At 46.9% G+C, this 18,490-nt stretch carries 15 protein-coding genes and 1 other RNA gene; all 16 read left to right on the top strand.

The features are described from left to right. The first annotated feature begins 40 nt into the window (after positions 1-40). The 16 genes from rsmI to lpxC all read left to right on the top strand — a co-directional run bounded on the left by rsmI (position 41) and on the right by lpxC (position 18,399). Positions 41-904, top strand: coding sequence for a 16S rRNA (cytidine(1402)-2'-O)-methyltransferase (gene rsmI, locus NL645_RS16755; protein ID WP_005396454.1), 864 nt, complete (start codon positions 41-43; stop codon positions 902-904). A gap of 167 nt (positions 905-1,071) precedes the next feature. After that, positions 1,072-1,499: RNase P RNA component class A (gene rnpB, locus NL645_RS16750), an RNA gene on the top strand. Between the two features lie 229 nt (positions 1,500-1,728). After that, positions 1,729-2,679, top strand: a complete 951-nt coding sequence (rsmH, locus tag NL645_RS16745) for a 16S rRNA (cytosine(1402)-N(4))-methyltransferase RsmH (RefSeq protein ID WP_253652078.1) — start codon at positions 1,729-1,731, stop codon at positions 2,677-2,679. Between the two features lie 5 nt (positions 2,680-2,684). Then, positions 2,685-3,002: a cell division protein FtsL gene (gene ftsL / locus NL645_RS16740; protein WP_124008985.1), complete on the top strand. Its 318-nt coding sequence runs from the start codon at positions 2,685-2,687 to the stop codon at positions 3,000-3,002. Continuing rightward, positions 2,999-4,792, top strand: coding sequence for a penicillin-binding transpeptidase domain-containing protein (locus NL645_RS16735; protein ID WP_253652077.1), 1,794 nt, complete (start codon positions 2,999-3,001; stop codon positions 4,790-4,792). Before ftsL ends, NL645_RS16735 begins: the two co-directional genes overlap by 4 nt. A gap of 62 nt (positions 4,793-4,854) precedes the next feature. Then, the gene (murE, locus tag NL645_RS16730; RefSeq protein ID WP_253652076.1) at positions 4,855-6,336 is read left to right on the top strand and encodes a UDP-N-acetylmuramoyl-L-alanyl-D-glutamate--2,6-diaminopimelate ligase; all 1,482 of its coding nucleotides are present in this window, start codon (positions 4,855-4,857) and stop codon (positions 6,334-6,336) included. Beyond that, on the top strand, positions 6,333-7,697 hold the full coding sequence (gene murF / locus NL645_RS16725) for a UDP-N-acetylmuramoyl-tripeptide--D-alanyl-D-alanine ligase (RefSeq protein ID WP_253652075.1): 1,365 nt from the start codon (positions 6,333-6,335) through the stop codon (positions 7,695-7,697). Before murE ends, murF begins: the two co-directional genes overlap by 4 nt. Continuing rightward, positions 7,697-8,779, top strand: a complete 1,083-nt coding sequence (gene mraY / locus NL645_RS16720; RefSeq protein WP_005372931.1) for a phospho-N-acetylmuramoyl-pentapeptide-transferase — start codon at positions 7,697-7,699, stop codon at positions 8,777-8,779. Before murF ends, mraY begins: the two co-directional genes overlap by 1 nt. A 39-nt stretch (positions 8,780-8,818) precedes the next feature. Further along, positions 8,819-10,132: a UDP-N-acetylmuramoyl-L-alanine--D-glutamate ligase gene (murD, locus tag NL645_RS16715; RefSeq protein ID WP_253652074.1), complete on the top strand. Its 1,314-nt coding sequence runs from the start codon at positions 8,819-8,821 to the stop codon at positions 10,130-10,132. 18 nt (positions 10,133-10,150) lie between these two features. Then, the gene (gene ftsW / locus NL645_RS16710) at positions 10,151-11,347 is read left to right on the top strand and encodes a cell division protein FtsW (RefSeq protein ID WP_005396444.1); all 1,197 of its coding nucleotides are present in this window, start codon (positions 10,151-10,153) and stop codon (positions 11,345-11,347) included. After that, positions 11,334-12,401 carry an undecaprenyldiphospho-muramoylpentapeptide beta-N-acetylglucosaminyltransferase gene (gene murG / locus NL645_RS16705; RefSeq protein WP_253652073.1) on the top strand — a complete coding sequence of 356 codons (1,068 nt, stop codon included), beginning with the start codon at positions 11,334-11,336 and terminating at the stop codon, positions 12,399-12,401. Before ftsW ends, murG begins: the two co-directional genes overlap by 14 nt. A gap of 22 nt (positions 12,402-12,423) precedes the next feature. After that, complete coding sequence (gene murC / locus NL645_RS16700) at positions 12,424-13,881, top strand: UDP-N-acetylmuramate--L-alanine ligase (RefSeq protein WP_005396442.1); 1,458 nt, start codon at positions 12,424-12,426, stop codon at positions 13,879-13,881. 192 nt (positions 13,882-14,073) lie between these two features. Then, positions 14,074-14,856 carry a cell division protein FtsQ/DivIB gene (locus NL645_RS16695; RefSeq protein ID WP_012842151.1) on the top strand — a complete coding sequence of 261 codons (783 nt, stop codon included), beginning with the start codon at positions 14,074-14,076 and terminating at the stop codon, positions 14,854-14,856. After that, a complete protein-coding gene (gene ftsA / locus NL645_RS16690) occupies positions 14,849-16,111 on the top strand; it encodes a cell division protein FtsA (protein ID WP_012842150.1) in 1,263 nt (420 codons plus the stop codon). The genes NL645_RS16695 and ftsA overlap by 8 nt, the downstream gene beginning before the upstream one ends. Positions 16,112-16,141: 30 nt before the next feature. Then, entirely contained in the window at positions 16,142-17,380 is a 1,239-nt protein-coding gene (gene ftsZ / locus NL645_RS16685) for a cell division protein FtsZ (RefSeq protein WP_012842149.1), read from the top strand. Positions 17,381-17,481: 101 nt separating this feature from the next. Next, complete coding sequence (gene lpxC, locus NL645_RS16680; protein ID WP_005381871.1) at positions 17,482-18,399, top strand: UDP-3-O-acyl-N-acetylglucosamine deacetylase; 918 nt, start codon at positions 17,482-17,484, stop codon at positions 18,397-18,399. Positions 18,400-18,490: the final 91 nt, after the last annotated feature.

Below are 18,490 nucleotides of genomic sequence, written 5' to 3'. Positions count from 1 at the left end.
AAATTGTCTCTATATTAATCGTTGAAGTGATGGTAAACAAATGACAGATAAAAATAAGTTGCCGAATGAGGGGCCAACTCTCTATATCGTACCGACTCCAATCGGAAATTTAGCGGATATCACCCAACGTGCTATCGAAATTCTGTCGACGGTGGACATCATTGCTGCTGAGGATACTCGACATACGGGTAAATTACTGTCTCACTTCAATATTCAAACCAAAACTTTTGCTCTGCATGATCACAATGAACAGCAAAAAGCACAGGTTTTGGTAGAAAAGCTGCTTTCCGGTCAGTCTATCGCGTTAGTTTCTGACGCTGGTACGCCACTTATCAGCGACCCAGGATACCATTTGGTGACAAAATGTCGTCAAGCGGGCGTTAGAGTTGTGCCGCTTCCTGGTGCTTGCGCGGTCATTACGGCGTTAAGTGCATCAGGCTTGCCATCCGATCGCTTTAGCTTCGAAGGCTTTTTACCACCGAAAAGCAAAGGCCGTAAGGATAAATTCCTAGAGATTGCTTCGGTAGAGCGTACGTGTATTTTTTACGAGTCACCGCACCGTATTTTGGACTCTCTACAAGACATGTTAGACGTTCTTGGCCCAGATAGAGAAGTCGTGTTGGCGAGAGAACTAACGAAAACCTTTGAAACCATTCAAGGCATGCCATTAGGTGAGTTAATTGAGTGGGTGAAAAGTGACGATAACCAACAGCGTGGTGAAATGGTGTTGCTGGTGCATGGCCATCGCGAAACCGCGGACGACTCATTGCCAGATGATGCTTTGCGTACATTAGGGATTTTAACCAAAGAGCTGCCTTTGAAAAAAGCAGCGGCTTTGGTGGCAGAAATTCATAACTTGAAGAAGAATGCGTTGTATAAGTGGGGCTTAGAAAACTTAGACTAAGCACTGCTAACGAGACACATGGTAAAGCGGGTCGATGTGAAAATATCGGCCTTTTTTAGGCTCAATGTTTGATGGTTAGGTTAAAAAAACACCACTCAATGCATTCATTTCATCATATCTGTGATCTCACTAGACTCTGAGTGGATAACTCTATACAATCCGCCCTCGGAGTTGACTGGGTAGTCGCTGCTTTACTGATGTCCTTCGGGAGACTGACGTTGAAGTCCTTTGGGAGACTGACGTTGACGTCCTTCGGGAGACTGGTAAAGGGGAGGAAAGTCCGGGCTCCATAGAGCAGGGTGCCAGGTAACGCCTGGGAGGCGCAAGCCTACGACAAGTGCAGCAGAGAGAAGACCGCCGATGGCCCTAGGGCACAGGTAAGGGTGAAAGGGTGCGGTAAGAGCGCACCGGACGACTAGCAATAGTTCGTTGCAGGGTAAACTCCACCCGGAGCAAGACCAAATAGGCCTCCACATTGCGTTGCTCGCGTAAGGAGGCGGGTAGGTTGCTTGAGCCAGTGAGCGATTGCTGGCCTAGACGAATGGCTACCGCCGCGCAAGCGGAACAGAACCCGGCTTATGTGTCGACTCCAACTATTCGAGACCCATCACTACTTTTTGTAGTGATGGGTTTTTTGCATTTTATTGACGCAAACCCTGTCATTACCAATAAACTTGGCGTTAAATCACGTCTGACTTTAGACTTGAGGTGGCGATGATGTGGGAAATCAGTACACTATGGTAGGTTGATCTTTTGCTATAAGTATTCAGCATGAGAGAGCAACATATCTTAAAATCGCTTCAAGATCATTCAACGAGAAAGCTATGACCGAAACCTTCCAACATATTTCCGTGTTATTAAATGAATCCATTGATGGCTTAGCTATCAAACCAGACGGTATCTATATCGATGGAACATTTGGCCGTGGCGGTCACAGCCGGACTATTCTATCTAAACTCGGAGAAAACGGCCGACTGTACAGTATCGATCGTGACCCTCAAGCGATAGCTGAAGCAGGCAAAATCAATGATCCTCGCTTTACCATCATTCATGGTCCATTTTCTGGTATTGCTGAGTATGCTGAAGAGTATGACTTGGTTGGCAAAGTTAATGGCGTTCTACTGGATTTAGGTGTTTCTTCTCCGCAGTTAGACGACGCAGAGCGTGGCTTTAGCTTTATGAAAAACGGCCCGCTAGATATGCGTATGGACCCAACATCAGGTATTCCCGTATCTCAATGGCTAATGGAAGCTGACTTAGATGATATTACTTGGGTGATTCGTGAGTTTGGTGAAGACAAACACGCGCGCCGCATTGCCAAAGCGATTGTTGCCTACCGTGAAGACGAAGAAAATGAACCACTGGTACGTACTGGCCAGCTCGCGAAGCTGATCTCAGATGCTGCACCCAAAAGCTTTAAAGAGAAAAAACACCCTGCGACTCGTGCGTTCCAGGCATTTCGTATTTACATCAACAGTGAGTTAGAAGAAATTGATACGGCACTAAAAGGCGCGGCAAGTATTCTGGCTCCTGAAGGTCGTTTATCTGTCATCAGTTTCCACTCTCTGGAAGACCGTATGGTCAAACGTTTTATCCGTAAAGAGAGCAAAGGACCTGAAGTGCCACATGGCATTCCAATGACTGAAGAGCAAATTCGTGCTCTTGGTAGTGCGAATATGAAAGCGGTGAGCAAAGCGATTAAGCCAAGCAAACAAGAAATTGAAATGAACCCTCGTTCGCGCAGCTCTGTACTAAGAATTGCAGAAAAGCTTTAATTATTATGACGAAACCCACTCCTAACCTTGCTAAGTTGATTGCAACGGATCTTATCAGCGTTGGTCGCTGGCCATTACTGTTGTTGCTATTGATCGTGGCATCGGCAATGGGAGTGGTATTTGCTACCCACCATGCGCGTCAAGCGATCACCGAAAAAGATCACACTTTGGTTGAACGAGAGCGTTTAGATAGCGAATGGCGCAACCTGATGTTGGAAGAAACGGCCCTCGCGGAACACAGCCGTGTTCAAGACCTTGCCAAAAAAGAACTTGAAATGAAACGACCTGATGGCGATAAAGAAGTGGTTGTCACGCTCAAATGATTAGAAAGAAAACCAACACGAAACCAAGCAACAAGCGTAAACCTGTCGCGAAAGAAAAAAACGCTTCGGGGGATACGAAAATCGAGAAAAAAGCAGTGAAAGTGGCGGTTGAAGAATCCTTTCTGATTCGTTGGCGCTTCCATCTATTACTGTTTTTTGTCTTTTGTGCATTTGCACTTTTGGTGGCGCGCGTAGCCTATATTCAAATCATTGAACCGGATAACCTGATTAAACAAGGTGACCTACGCTCGGTTCGTGTGAAATCCATTCCTTCTGCACGCGGTATTATTTCGGACCGAAATGGTGAGCCGCTCGCTGTCAGTGTGCCTGTTGAGGCCGTTTGGGCGGATCCCGCGACGATATTTAAAGAAAATGCCTTAAGCCAGACCAAGAGTTGGTATGCATTAGCGGATGTTCTTGGTGTTGACCGACAAGGGTTGATAGACAAGATCAAGCACAATGAAAAGCGCCGCTTTATTTACTTGCAGCGCCAAGTGAGTCCAGCCATGGCGAACTATATTCGTGAGCTAAAGCTGCCTGGTGTGGGTCTTAAGTCAGAATCTCGTCGTTACTATCCTGCCGGTGAGGTTAGTGCTCACTTAGTTGGGGTGACGGGGATTGATGGGCATGGTCTAGAGGGTGTTGAGCGTAGCTACGATGAGTGGCTTACTGGCGCCGCAGGTAAGAAAACTATTCGTAAAGACCGTTATGGTCGCGTCGTAGAAAACATTGCGTGGCAAGACAAGCAAGAAGGTAAGTCACTCCAGTTGACAATCGACCAGCGCCTACAGGCGATTGCTTATCGTGCGATTAAACAAGCTGTTGCGGACCATCGCGCCACGTCAGGCTCCGTTGTTATGTTGGACGTGAAAACCGGCGCCGTATTGGCCATGGTGAATGCGCCTTCCTACAACCCTAACAATCGTAGCGACTGGCAAAGCTATAAAATGCGTAACCGAGTAATCACGGACTCGATGGAGCCTGGCTCTACCATTAAGCCTTTCGTTATTTTAGCCGCCTTAGAAAATGGGGTAGCCGATAAAGATACCATCGTAGATACCGGTAATGGTGTACTTCGTTTAGGTGGTAGCCGAGTAAGAGATGTATCCCGCGTGGGTAAAGCTAGCTTGACCACGATCCTCAAAAAATCGAGTAACATCGGTGTGACGAAGCTGGCAATGCAAATGCCAGTAGAGGCGCTGCTCGGTCTGTACAGCTCTGTGGGCTTTGGTGAGCTTTCTGGTCTGAACCTCGTTGGGGAAGTGACTGGTATCTTCCCGACACGAACACGATGGTCTCCTATTGAACGTGCCACGATTGCGTTTGGTTATGGTCTATCGATAACGCCAATCCAGTTAGCGCATGCCTATGCGACGCTTGGAAATCTCGGCAAATACGAGCCAATCCATATTATCGAAAGCAATGATCATGACATGTCGCGCCAAGTAGTGAGTGCAAAGTACGCACGCCAGGTCTTGGACATGCTGGAAACCGTAACCCAAAAAGGAGGCTCAGCTCGTCGAGCGGCAGTTCCTGGTTATCGAGTGGGAGCCAAAACGGGTACCTCACGTAAAGCGTCTGCAGGTGGATACAGCGATGAGTACATCACTTATACGGCAGGGCTTGCTCCGGTTAGCGATCCGCGAATTGCATTGGTTGTGATCGTAAACGAGCCTCAAGGTGATGATTACTATGGTGGTTCGGTAGCGTCTCCTGTCTTCTCTGAAATCATGAAAGGCGCGCTACAAATACTCAATGTTGCACCAGACGAAAACAAATTCCAGCAGTAAGCCGAGTGGCTTACTGAGCAAACAAAATTAAGAAAACCTGAGCCAAAGCTCGGAGAACAAATATGACTAAAGCCATCAGTATGGACGTGCTGCTTTCCCCTTGGGTGGATTGCCCTAGCTTATCGTCCGTTCTTGTTTCTGAATTGGAGCTCGACAGCCGAAGAGTTCAGCCTGGAACCACGTTTGTTGCGGTGATTGGCCATGTTGTGGATGGGCGTAACTTCATTGCCTCTGCCATTGAGCAAGGCGCCAATGCGGTTCTAGCGCAAGCCTGCGATCTAAAAGCACACGGCACGGTGGAAATCATCGATGACGTTCCCGTTATTTACCTCGATACGTTGGATCAACGTTTATCTGCAATCGCTGGAAAGCTCTATGCTTACCCAGATATGGATTTGATTGGTGTCACCGGCACCAACGGCAAAACCACCATTACTCAGCTAATTGCACAATGGCTAGAGCTACTTGGCCACAAATCGGCAGTGATGGGCACGACGGGAAATGGTTTTCTCGACAATTTACAGCAAGCCGCGAATACAACAGGGAATGCTGTAGAAATTCAGAAAACGCTCTCCTCTCTCGCAAATCAACACGCCACATACACCGCGCTAGAAGTCTCTTCTCATGGCTTAACGCAAGGCCGTGTCAAGGCGTTGTCGTTTGCGGCGGGTGTGTTTACTAATCTAAGTCGTGATCACCTAGATTATCATGGCACGATGGAAGAGTACGCCAATGCAAAGCTGGAGTTGTTTACGCAACATCAATGTGAACGTGCCATTATCAATGTCGATGATGAAGTCGGTCATGCATGGGCGTCGCAGTTAAGCAATGCGATTGCGGTGTCACTTAAACCGAACACTGAATTTGAAAGCGCAATTTGGGCGACAGATGTCCGTTACGCGGAGTCGGGGATTACTATCCAATTTGATGGTAAATTTGGCTCAGGTCAATTGCACGCGCCACTGATTGGTGAGTTTAACGCAACCAACATAATGCTCGCTTTTGCGACCTTATTAAGCTTGGGTAAGGATAAACAAGCGTTACTCGAAACCGCAGGTCAGTTACAACCTGTACTCGGCCGAATGGAGTTATTCCAGACAGAGGACCGTGCCAAAGTCGTGGTCGATTATGCCCATACTCCTGATGCTTTAGAAAAAGCGCTGCAAGCTTTACGAGTTCACTGTGAGGGGCAGCTGTGGGCTATTTTTGGTTGCGGAGGCGATCGCGATGCAGGTAAGCGCCCAATGATGGCGGAAATTGCAGAGCGTCTAGGCGACAGAGTGGTGTTGACTGACGATAACCCACGCAGCGAAGAGCCGGCTCAGATTGTAAAAGACATGTTATCCGGGCTGTCAAAACCTGCCGAAGCGATTGTGCAGCATGACCGCTTCAAAGCACTGTCTTATGCGGTTGAGAATGCTTCGCCAAAAGACATCATCTTGTTAGCGGGTAAGGGCCACGAAGATTATCAAATTCGGAATGGCGAAACGATTCATTACTCCGACCGTGAGTCTGCTATGCAGCTTTTAGGATTGTCCTTATGATCAAAGTAACGTTATCTCAAATTGCCAACATCACTCGCGGTGAGCTATTCGGCGATGATCTACTTATCGACGCGGTTTCTACTGATACACGAGCGATTGACAACGGTGCTTTATTTGTTGCGCTGGTGGGTGAGCGCTTTGATGCGCATAACTTTTGCCAACAAGCGGTGGATGCAGGCGCAGGTGCTTTACTCGTACAAAAACATCTAGATGTGAATGTGCCACAAGTCGTGGTGTCGGACACCAAAATGGCACTGGGTGAGTTAGCCTCTTGGGTGCATCAAACTTGCCAAACACCTACCGTTGCCATCACAGGCAGTTGTGGTAAAACGACCGTCAAAGAAATGGTCGCGAGCATTCTGCAATTGAAAGGCAAAGTGCTGTTTACTGCAGGTAACTTCAATAATGATATTGGTGTTCCGTTGACGTTATTGCGCTCACAGCAGGATGACGACTATGCCGTGATTGAGCTTGGTGCTAATCATATCGGTGAAATTGCTTACACAACGCAGTTAGTAAAACCAGATATCGCGTTAGTGAATAATGTAGCCGCTGCGCACCTTGAAGGCTTTGGTTCTATTGATGGCGTGAAACAAGCCAAAGGTGAAATTTACCAAGGTCTTGCTGCAGGTAGTATTGCGATTGTCAATTTAGACAGCAATGGCGAAACAAAGTGGGAAAGCGTGCTGGCGGATAAGGAAGTTATCACCTTCTCACAAAGTAATTCTGCGGCTGATTACTATGCATCAAATATCGTGATGAATGCCGCGGGAGAGGCCAGCTTTAACCTACATATCGCAGCAAGCTCACAAGAAATTGAACTGTCTCTGGGTATTATAGGTCAACACAACGTGGCGAATGCAATCGCAGCTTCTATTATTGCGTTACAAATGGGCGCCACATTAGAAGAGGTTCGCGCTGGCCTTAAACATTTAAACAAAGTGAAAGGTCGCGTCGAGGTTGAAGCGCTGAGCGAAAAAATCAAATTGATTGATGACAGCTACAACGCAAGCGTGCCAGCCATGAAAGCGGCGGTTGACTTATTGGCTGCTTTCCCAGGTCAGCGCTGGCTGATTTTAGGTAATATGGCGGAATTGGGCGAGGAAAGTCTTGCACTTCATCGTCAAGTCGGGGAACATGCTGCCCCACAAAAATTTGAACATGTTCTCACATATGGTGCAGACGCCAAGGTGATCAGTGAGCTTTGCCAAGGCATTCATTTTGAGAAGCACCAAGAGATGATTGAATACATCAAGCAGCATCTAGACCAAGCCGTTCCTGAAAACCATACGATTTTGGTGAAAGGAGCGAACGGTGCACGTATGTTTGAAGTCGCTGCTGCTTTGAAGGAGTATTATTAATGATTATTTGGCTTGCCGAGCTGCTACAGCCATACCTGTCTTTTTTCCGATTGTTTGAATACTTGTCTTTTCGAGCAATTCTAAGCGTATTAACCGCTCTGGGTCTGTCATTATGGATGGGACCAATCATGATCAAGCGTTTGCAAATGCTGCAAATTGGTCAGGTAGTACGTAACGAAGGTCCTGAATCTCACTTTAGTAAGCGTGGTACTCCAACTATGGGCGGTATCATGATCTTAGCGGCCATCTCAATCACAATCTTGCTTTGGACTGACTTATCCAACCCATATGTATGGGCGGTATTGACGGTCTTGCTTGGCTACGGTGCAGTCGGATTTGTTGATGATTATCGTAAAGTGGTGCGCAAAAATACCGATGGTTTGATCGCGCGTTGGAAGTACTTCTGGCAATCGTTGATCGCGTTTGTCGTGGCTTTTGCATTGTACGCTTACGGTAAAGACACTGCAGCCACTCAGCTCGTGGTGCCATTCTTTAAAGACATCATGCCGCAACTTGGTTTGATGTACATTATCCTGACTTACTTTGTGATTGTCGGTACGAGTAACGCGGTTAACCTGACCGATGGTCTAGACGGTTTGGCAATCATGCCAACGGTTCTTGTTGCTGCAGGCTTCGCGGTTATTGCATGGGCGACGGGTAACGTTAACTTCTCTGAATACCTTCATATTCCATACCTACCACATGCTTCTGAGTTGGTTGTCGTATGTACAGCAATCGTCGGTGCAGGCCTTGGTTTCTTGTGGTTTAACACGTACCCAGCACAAGTGTTCATGGGTGATGTCGGCTCACTAGCGCTTGGCGGCGCGTTAGGCACTATTGCTGTTCTCGTTCGTCAAGAGTTGGTGTTGGTGATCATGGGCGGTGTGTTTGTGATGGAAACGCTGTCGGTAATTCTACAGGTGGGTTCATACAAACTGCGTGGTCAGCGGATCTTCCGTATGGCACCGATTCACCACCACTACGAATTGAAAGGTTGGCCAGAACCTCGCGTAATCGTGCGTTTCTGGATTATTTCTATGGTTCTTGTTCTGATTGGTCTTGCGACATTGAAAGTGCGTTAATCGCACTTTCCAAGAACAAGATTTACAGTGTGATCAAATATGGAACGTTGGCAAAACATACATAGTGTTGTCGTCGTAGGGCTCGGTATTACCGGGCTCTCTGTCGTTAAACACCTAAGAAAAAATCAGCCACAGCTTGTGGTCAAAGTCATTGATACTCGCGTAAACCCTCCGGGTGCAGAGCGTTTGCCGGAAGATGTTCAACTGCATAGTGGTGGTTGGAATACAGACTGGCTTTCTGACGCTGATCTTATCGTGACCAACCCTGGTATTGCGCTAGCGACACCAGAGATCCAAGCCGTATTAGCAAAAGGCACGACAGTAGTTGGTGATATTGAGTTATTCGCCTGGGCGGTGCAGAAACCAGTGATTGCGATTACGGGCTCAAACGGTAAGAGCACAGTCACCGACCTCACAGGTGTGATGGTTAAGGCTGCAGGTTTGGATGTGGGCGTTGGTGGTAACATTGGTGTTCCTGCACTGGATTTGTTAGAACAAGACGCAGACCTGTATGTGCTTGAACTTTCGAGCTTCCAGTTAGAAACGACGTCAAGCTTAAAGCTCAAAGCCGCTGCGTTTCTGAATCTTTCTGAAGATCATATGGACCGTTATCAAGGCATGTCTGACTATCGACAAGCTAAGTTGCGTATTTTTGACCACGCTGCTCTTGCGGTAGTGAACCGTGATGATCAAGAAACCTTCCCAGATGAAGAGATGCCATTGGTGACATTTGGCAGCGACAATCAGGACTTTGGTCTCGAGGTGGATGGCAACCGTACTTGGCTGCTCGATCACGGTCAACGAGTCGTCGCAAGTGATGAGCTTAAGTTGGTTGGTAAACACAACTTATCCAATGCATTGGTCGTTTTAGCGCTCTTAAAGGCTGCGGGCGTTGATTATCACAACGCATTGAATGCACTTAAAAATTACACGGGACTGACACACCGATGCCAGGTGGTTGCGGATAATCAAGGCGTAAAATGGGTGAATGACTCTAAAGCAACTAATATTGCGAGCACTATGGCTGCGCTATCTGGTTTGGAATCGACAGGCAAGCTCTACTTGCTCGTTGGTGGTGTTGGCAAAGGTGCTGACTTCTCGCCATTAAAACCGATCTTCGCGACGCTTAACTTGCAACTGTGCTGCTTTGGCGCTGATGGCGATGATTTTATGCCACTGCATGAATCTGCAATACGTTTCGACACCATGGAAGATGTGATTCAACAAGTATCTTCGCAGTTAAAACCAGGTGATATGGTGATGCTGTCTCCAGCATGTGCTAGCTTTGATCAATTCGACAACTTTATGGCAAGAGGCGATGCCTTCGCTGCTCTTGTTCAGAAATATGCATAATTAAAGGTTACACACTTCGTGGGTTTAGGTAACGTTAAACGCAGTATTGGCAATTGGCTCAAGCATCCAGCCCCAGAGGCGATGTTTGATCGTCAGCTAGTGTGGATTGCACTGGGTTTGATGTTGACGGGGTTGGTCATGGTAACCTCTGCATCATTTCCGATCAGCTCACGATTAACCGAACAGCCGTTTCACTTTATGTTTCGTCACGCGACGTTTCTTGTGCTGGCGCTAGGGACATCCGCTGTTATTTTGCAAGTGCCTTTGCAAGAGTGGTTTAAGAAAAGCCACTACTTACTTTGGGCTTCTTTCGCACTGTTGATCATCGTGCTCTTGGCGGGTAAGTCGGTTAATGGTGCGTCTCGTTGGATTCCCCTTGGGCTGTTTAACCTTCAGCCAGCAGAGGTCGCGAAGCTATCGCTGTTTATCTTCATGTCTGGTTACTTAGTTCGAAAGCAAGACGAAGTACGACAAACCTTCTTTGGTGGCTTTATGAAGCCAATCATGGTGTTTGCCTTCTTCGCAGTATTGCTACTTGGTCAGCCAGACTTGGGGACGGTCGTCGTAATGTTGGTCACGCTGTTTGGCATGCTTTTTATCGCAGGCGCAAAACTGACTCAGTTTCTCGCGTTGATGGTGGCAGGTATCGGCGCTGTGGTAGGTTTGATTTTAGTCGAGCCATATCGTATGCGACGAGTAACCTCCTTCCTTGACCCGTGGGAAGACCCATTTGGTAGTGGCTATCAGTTGACTCAATCTTTGATGGCGTTTGGTCGTGGTGAATGGTTCGGTCAAGGTCTCGGTAATTCAATTCAAAAACTGGAATATCTACCAGAAGCGCATACCGACTTTGTGTTTGCGGTACTTGCTGAAGAGCTTGGTTTCGTGGGCGTTGTGTTGGTCTTAATGTTGATTTTTAGCTTAGTGCTAAAAGCGGTTTACATAGGCAAGCGTGCGTTTGAAGAAGGCGAAATGTTCGGCGGTTATCTGGCTTTCGGTATAGGTATTTGGTTTGCGTTCCAGACCTTGGTGAACGTTGGTGCTGCAGCTGGTATCGTACCAACCAAAGGTTTAACACTTCCGCTAATCAGTTATGGTGGTTCCAGTCTGATTATTATGTCCGTCGCAGTGTCCATATTGCTGCGTATCGATTACGAATGCCGCTTGAAACGCGAGCAACAACAATCAGAACAACAAACTAATGAAACAAAATAAACGTTTGATGGTGATGGCTGGTGGTACTGGCGGTCACGTATTCCCAGGGTTAGCTGTAGCAAAACAGCTGCAAGAGCAAGGCTGGGAGATCCGTTGGTTAGGCACGGCGGATCGAATGGAAGCGGATTTGGTGCCAAAACATGGCATTGAAATCGATTTTATCAAAGTGAAAGGGTTACGAGGTCAAGGCGTAAAGCGTCTGCTTGCAGCTCCATTTCAAATTATTAATGCCATCATGCAAGCTCGCGCGCACATGAAGCATTGGAAGCCCGATGCCGTGTTAGGTATGGGGGGGTATGTGAGTGGCCCCGGTGGTATTGCGGCTTGGTTGAGCGATATTCCTGTTGTTCTGCACGAACAAAACGCGGTTGCGGGTTTGACAAACCAATGGCTATCAAAAATTGCTAAGAAAGTCTTTCAGGCCTTTCCTGGCGCGTTCCCTGCTGCTGAGGTAGTCGGTAACCCTGTGCGTGAAGACCTAACAAGATTAGAAGCACCTGCAGAGCGAATGCAAGATCGCCAAGGCCCAATTCGTATTCTGGTGATGGGCGGTAGCCAAGGTGCACGCATTCTTAACCAAACTCTGCCAGAAGTGATGGCAAAGCTGGGCGGTGATTACCGTATTCGTCATCAAGCGGGCAAAGGTTCCGCCGAAGAAGTGAACGCAGCATACCAAGCTAATGGTGTGGTAAATGCAGAGGTCACAGAGTTCATTGACGACGTAGCAGAAGCTTATGCATGGGCTGACCTTTTAGTTTGTCGTTCAGGGGCGTTAACCGTTTCTGAAGTTTCTGCTGCTGGCGTTGGTGCGATCTTTATTCCCTTTATGCATAAAGATCGCCAACAAGCACTGAATGCCGATCATCTAGTAGAATGCGGCGCAGCGAAAATGATTGAACAACCAGATTTAACCGTTGAGTCTTTGACTCAGCAGATCCAACAATTGGATCGCCAAGCTTTACTTACGATGGCTGAGCAAGCGCGTGGCGCTGCTAAATTGAATGCCGACCGAGTTGTCGCACAAGCCATTGTCGCTTTGACCGAAAAGCGTTAACGAATTATTGAGAATAGAATTGATGACAATCCAACATACACAAGACTTAGCTCAGATTCGCGCCATGGTGCCAGAGATGCGCCGCGTGAAATCCATCCACTTCATCGGTATTGGTGGTGCGGGCATGAGCGGCATTGCAGAAGTGCTGTTGAATGAAGGCTATCAAATCACGGGTTCTGACCTATCAGAAAACCCTGTGACAGAGCGTTTAGTATCAAAAGGTGCGACGGTATTTATCGGACACCAAGCTAGCAATGTTGAAAAAGCCAGTGTGGTTGTGGTTTCAACCGCTATCAACGAAGAAAACCCAGAAGTGATGGCAGCACGGGAGTTACGTATCCCTATTGTACGTCGTGCTGAGATGCTCGCTGAGTTGATGCGCTTCCGTCATGGTATTGCCGTTGCGGGCACGCACGGTAAAACGACGACGACGGCACTCGTGACACAAATCTATTCTGAAGCAGGCCTTGATCCAACGTTTGTAAACGGCGGCTTGGTGAAAAGCGCAGGTACAAATGCTCGTTTAGGCTCGAGTCGTATTCTAATTGCTGAGGCGGATGAGAGCGACGCGTCATTCCTGCACCTGCAACCAATGGTAAGTATCGTCACTAATATTGAAGCCGATCATATGGATACTTATGGTGGTGACTTTGAAACGTTAAAGCAAACCTTCATTGATTTTCTACACAATCTACCGTTCTACGGCCAAGCTATTGTTTGTATTGATGATCCTGTGGTTCGAGAGTTAATCCCACGTATTAGTCGTCAAGTGATTACTTACGGTTTCTCCGCAGATGCTGACGTACGCATTGAAAACTATCGTCAAGAAGGTCAGCAAGGCAAATTTACGGTAGTACGTAAAGGGCGTGCCAACCTAGATATCACTCTGAACATTCCAGGTCGTCACAATGCACTTAATGCGTCGGCTGCGATTGCAGTGGCTACCGAAGATGACATTGAAGACGATGCAATTCTAAAAGCAATGGCCGGTACGCAAGGCACGGGACGACGTTTTGATCACCTTGGCGAGTTTGATACTGGTAATGGTCATGCCATGTTAGTGGATGATTACGGACACCACCCAACAGAAGTTGATGTGACCATTAATGCTGCGCGAAGCGGTTGGCAAGATAAACGTCTCGTTATGATTTTCCAACCACACCGTTATAGCCGTACTCGTGATCTGTACGATGACTTTGCGAATGTGCTAGAGCAAGTTGATGTATTAATCATGTTGGATGTTTATGCCGCAGGTGAAAAGCCAATTGCAGGAGCTGATGGACGTTCATTGTGTCGCACAATTCGCAGCCGAGGTAAGGTAGATCCGATTTTTGTTCCAGAAATCGAGCAATTACCTTCAGTTTTAGCTAACGTTATACAAGACGGCGACCTAATCTTAACGCAAGGTGCGGGTGATGTTGGTAAAGTGGCGAAACAACTGGCAGGTCTTGAATTAAATATAAACAAGATGCTTGGTTAACACAGATTGTTGGCGCGAAGGACAGATAAAGACTCAGATCTCGATTTTGCGTCAATATCATTGTGATTTATTGCTATCAGTGTTTGATAGTTTACAAGAGCTCAGTATAATCCCAAGGTTAAAGTCAAGACTTTTACCTCTGCGTAATTATGTGGGTAAAAAGTACACGACAAAAGTCAGGAAACGAAGACGTTGTTGAATATTGCACTGAATGACGAGCGGCCAAACACGGATAATAACCGTGGTCGCCAAGAGAAAATCTTGGGTGCGTTATTTTTCGTTGTGGTTGTGACCTTAATTAGTTCTGTTTTGTACTCGGCGATCAGTTGGATGTGGGATGACCAAAGGTTACCTCTCTCCAAAATAGTACTTCAGGGAAAACTGGAGTATGTCCAAGCTGACGATGTGCAGGCTGCATTTAGTCGAATAGATCACATCGGTACATTTATGTCTCAGGATATTGATGTATTACAGCAAAGTGTCGAAGCTCTGCCATGGGTGGCGCATGCCGCAATCCGAAAGCAGTGGCCGGATACAGTAAAAGTTTTTTTGACAGAGCATCAACCTGAAGCCATTTGGAATGGCAACGAACTGTTAGATAAAAACGGGTTTGTTTTTGATGGCGATGTGGCTCTGTTACAAGAAGAAAAAGTGAAACTGTACGGACCCAAAGACAGCGGACCAGAAGTCTTACAGACTTACCGTGATTTGAGTCCTAAGTTTCAGCAATTGGGTTTAGCGATATCGTCTCTGGTATTAAACGAGCGACGAGCTTGGCAAATCATCCTTGATAACGGTATTCGATTAGAGCTCGGTAAAGAGTCTCTTCTTGAGCGTATAGAGCGATTTTTTAAGCTCTATAACAAGCTTGGCAGTGACACGCAAAGAATCAGTTATATCGATCTTAGGTACGATACAGGAGCCGCAGTTGGTTGGTTTCCTGAACAAGAGTTAGAAGAGAGTACAGATGACTAAGGCCGCTGATGACAACATTATTGTTGGTCTTGATATAGGCACTGCAACCGTATCGGCTCTAGTGGGTGAGGTTCTACCAGACGGTCAAATTAATATTATTGGCGCAGGTAGTAGCCCTTCACGTGGCATGGATAAAGGTGGCGTGAATGACTTGGAGTCGGTTGTAAAATCAGTACAACGTGCAATTGATCAAGCTGAATTGATGGCCGAGTGCCAGATCAGCCGAGTCTTCATTTCGTTGTCTGGTAAGCATATCGCAAGCCGAATTGAAAAAGGTATGGGCACGATTTCAGATGAAGAAGTGTCTCAAGAAGACATGGATCGCGCTATCCATACCGCAAAATCGATTAAAATCGGTGATGAACAGCGAATCCTTCATGTGATTCCGCAAGAGTTCACCATTGATTACCAAGAGGGAATCAAAAATCCGCTTGGTTTATCTGGGGTAAGAATGGAAGTAAGTGTCCACCTTATCTCATGCCATAATGACATGGCACGCAATATTATTAAGGCGGTAGAACGATGCGGCCTTAAAGTAGAGCAACTCGTATTTTCTGGGCTTGCTGCAAGTAATGCAGTAATCACCGAGGATGAAAGAGAGCTTGGAGTTTGTGTGGTGGATATTGGCGCTGGCACGATGGATGTGGCCATCTGGACTGGCGGTGCGTTACGTCACACAGAAGTATTTTCGTACGCAGGAAATGCTGTAACCAGCGATATTGCTTTTGCTTTTGGTACGCCAGTGAGCGATGCTGAAGAAATAAAAGTTAAATATGGCTGTGCTTTGAGTGAACTGGTCAGTAAGGATGACACGGTTAATGTACCAAGCGTAGGTGGGCGACCATCACGTAGTCTGCAACGTCAAACGTTGTCAGAAGTGATTGAGCCACGCTACTCTGAGCTTATGGGACTGGTTAACCAAACTATTGACTCTGTACAAGCGAAATTGCGCGAAGAGGGTATAAAGCACCATCTAGCTGCGGGAGTTGTACTCACCGGCGGTGCTGCGCAAATGGACGGAGTGATAGAATGTGCGGAACGCGTATTCCGCAATCAAGTAAGGGTCGGCAAACCGCTCGAAGTCAGCGGATTAACTGACTATGTAAAAGAGCCGTACCATTCTACGGCAGTTGGATTACTTCATTACGCAAGAGACATGCAGTCTAGCGACGATAGCGATTATAATGAACCTAAACGCTCATCTGTTACTGGCTTTTTCGATAAATTGCGTAACTGGATACAAAAAGAGTTTTAACCTGAGTTGCAGGATAAACGGAGACAACACATGTTTGAACCGATGATGGAAATGTCTGACGATGCAGTAATCAAGGTCGTTGGGGTTGGTGGCGGCGGTGGTAACGCCGTTGAACACATGGTGCGTGAATCCATCGAAGGTGTGGAATTCATCAGCGTCAACACTGATGCGCAAGCACTTCGTAAGACAAGCGTTGGCAATGTTATTCAGATCGGTGGCGATATCACCAAAGGTCTGGGTGCAGGTGCTAATCCACAGGTTGGCCGTGACGCAGCTCTCGAAGACAGAGATAGAATTAAAGATTCCCTAACTGGCGCCGATATGGTGTTTATCGCAGCTGGTATGGGTGGCGGTACAGGTACTGGTGCAGCACCTGTTATTGCTGAAGTAGCTAAAGAGCTTGGCATTCTAACTGTCGCGGTAGTGACAAAACCGTTCAGCTTTGAAGGCAAAAAGCGTTTGGCGTTTGCAGAGCAAGGTATCGATGAGCTGTCTAAGCACGTTGACTCTTTGATTACGATTCCAAACGAAAAGCTGCTTAAAGTACTTGGCCGTGGTGTCACGCTACTAGAAGCTTTTGCAAGTGCGAACGACGTTCTTAAGAACGCAGTTCAAGGCATTGCAGAGCTAATTACTCGCCCAGGCATGATCAACGTCGACTTTGCGGACGTAAGAACAGTAATGTCTGAAATGGGTCACGCGATGATGGGCAGCGGTATTGCTAAAGGCGAAGATCGTGCTGAAGAAGCGGCTGAAATGGCAATTTCTAGCCCACTTCTGGAAGACATCGATCTAGCGGGCGCTCGTGGTGTTCTTGTCAATATTACTGCAGGTCTGGATATGCGTCTTGACGAGTTTGAGACGGTTGGTAATACAGTGAAAGCATTTGCTTCTGACAATGCCACTGTTGTTATCGGTACTTCTCTAGACCCAGATATGACGGACGAAATCCGCGTAACAGTTGTAGCGACAGGTATTGGCAATGAGAAAAAACCAGATATCACGCTAGTTGCGGGTGGTAAAGCGAAAGTGGCTCCGACGCCGCAGGCTCAACCACAACAGCAAGCGGCGGCAACGCAAGCTGAAGAGAAGCCGGCACAAACCTTGCAAAATAATCAAGTGCAAGAGAAGCCACAGGTAACTCCTCAGCCTACAAATACAGTTTCTTCTTCTCCAGCATCGTCGAGCCAAAGCTCTGCGGCTCCGAAGCAAGAGAAGGAAAGTGGTTATTTAGATATCCCGGCATTTTTGCGTCGTCAGGCTGATTAATCTTTAATCCATAAATTTGACATGGCTCAAAATTATGGTAGCATTCACGGTCGACGTTACAGACGGCCGTGTTTTGTAGCAAATTTTTGAGAGGCAAGCAGATGATCAGACAACGTACTCTGAAAGAAATAGTGAAAACAACTGGTGTGGGCCTCCACTCTGGTCGTAAAGTCACGCTTACTCTGCGCCCGGCTGCTGCAAATACAGGTATCATTTACCGTCGTACAGATGTAAACCCACCTGTAGATTTTCCAGCTGATCCAGCTTCTGTTCGTGACACCATGCTATGTACTGCTTTGGTAAACGACGAAGGTGTGCGTATTTCAACTGTAGAGCACTTGAATGCGGCACTTGCTGGTATGGGCATCGACAACATTGTTGTCGAAGTAGACGCACCTGAAATTCCAATTATGGATGGTAGTGCTAGCCCATTTGTATACTTGCTACAACAAGCAGGTATCGAAACGCAAAATGCGCCAAAACGTTTCATCCGTATTAAAAAGCCAGTTCGTTTTGAAGATGGCGATAAATGGGCAGAGTTTGTACCATTTAACGGCTTCCGCATGGACTTCGAAATTGAATTTAATCACCCTGCTATTGAGTCAGACGAACAGCGCTTGCTGTTTGATTTCTCTTCAAAAGGCTTCGTTCGTGAAATTTCTCGTGCACGTACGTTTGGCTTTATGCGTGATATCGAATATCTACAATCTCAAAACCTAGTATTGGGTGGTAGTTTCGACAATGCTATCGTATTGGATGATTACCGTATTCTTAACGAAGAAGGTCTACGCTTTGAAAATGAGTTTGTGACTCACAAAGTGTTGGATGCGATTGGTGATCTTTACATGTGTGGTCACCCAATCATCGGTGAATTTCGCGCCTTTAAATCGGGTCACGGTTTGAACAACCAACTTCTGCGAGCTGTTCTTGCTGATCAGGAAGCGTGGGAGTGGACTACATTCGAAGAAGAAGTCGGCTCACCAGTAGCATTCGCTGAACCAAATATGGTGCTTGCGTAAATACTCGGCATTAAAATTAATAAAAACCAGGCTTATGCCTGGTTTTTTGCTATTTGGCTTTAATCTTGGGCTTATTAATAGCATTCGAGCT

Source organism: Vibrio sp. Y51_MX_L26, from assembly GCF_024181935.1.
GTDB lineage: Bacteria > Pseudomonadota > Gammaproteobacteria > Enterobacterales > Vibrionaceae > Vibrio > Vibrio diabolicus.
Note: the sequence above shows the minus strand (reverse complement) of the source record. Positions and strands in the feature narration are given on the sequence as shown.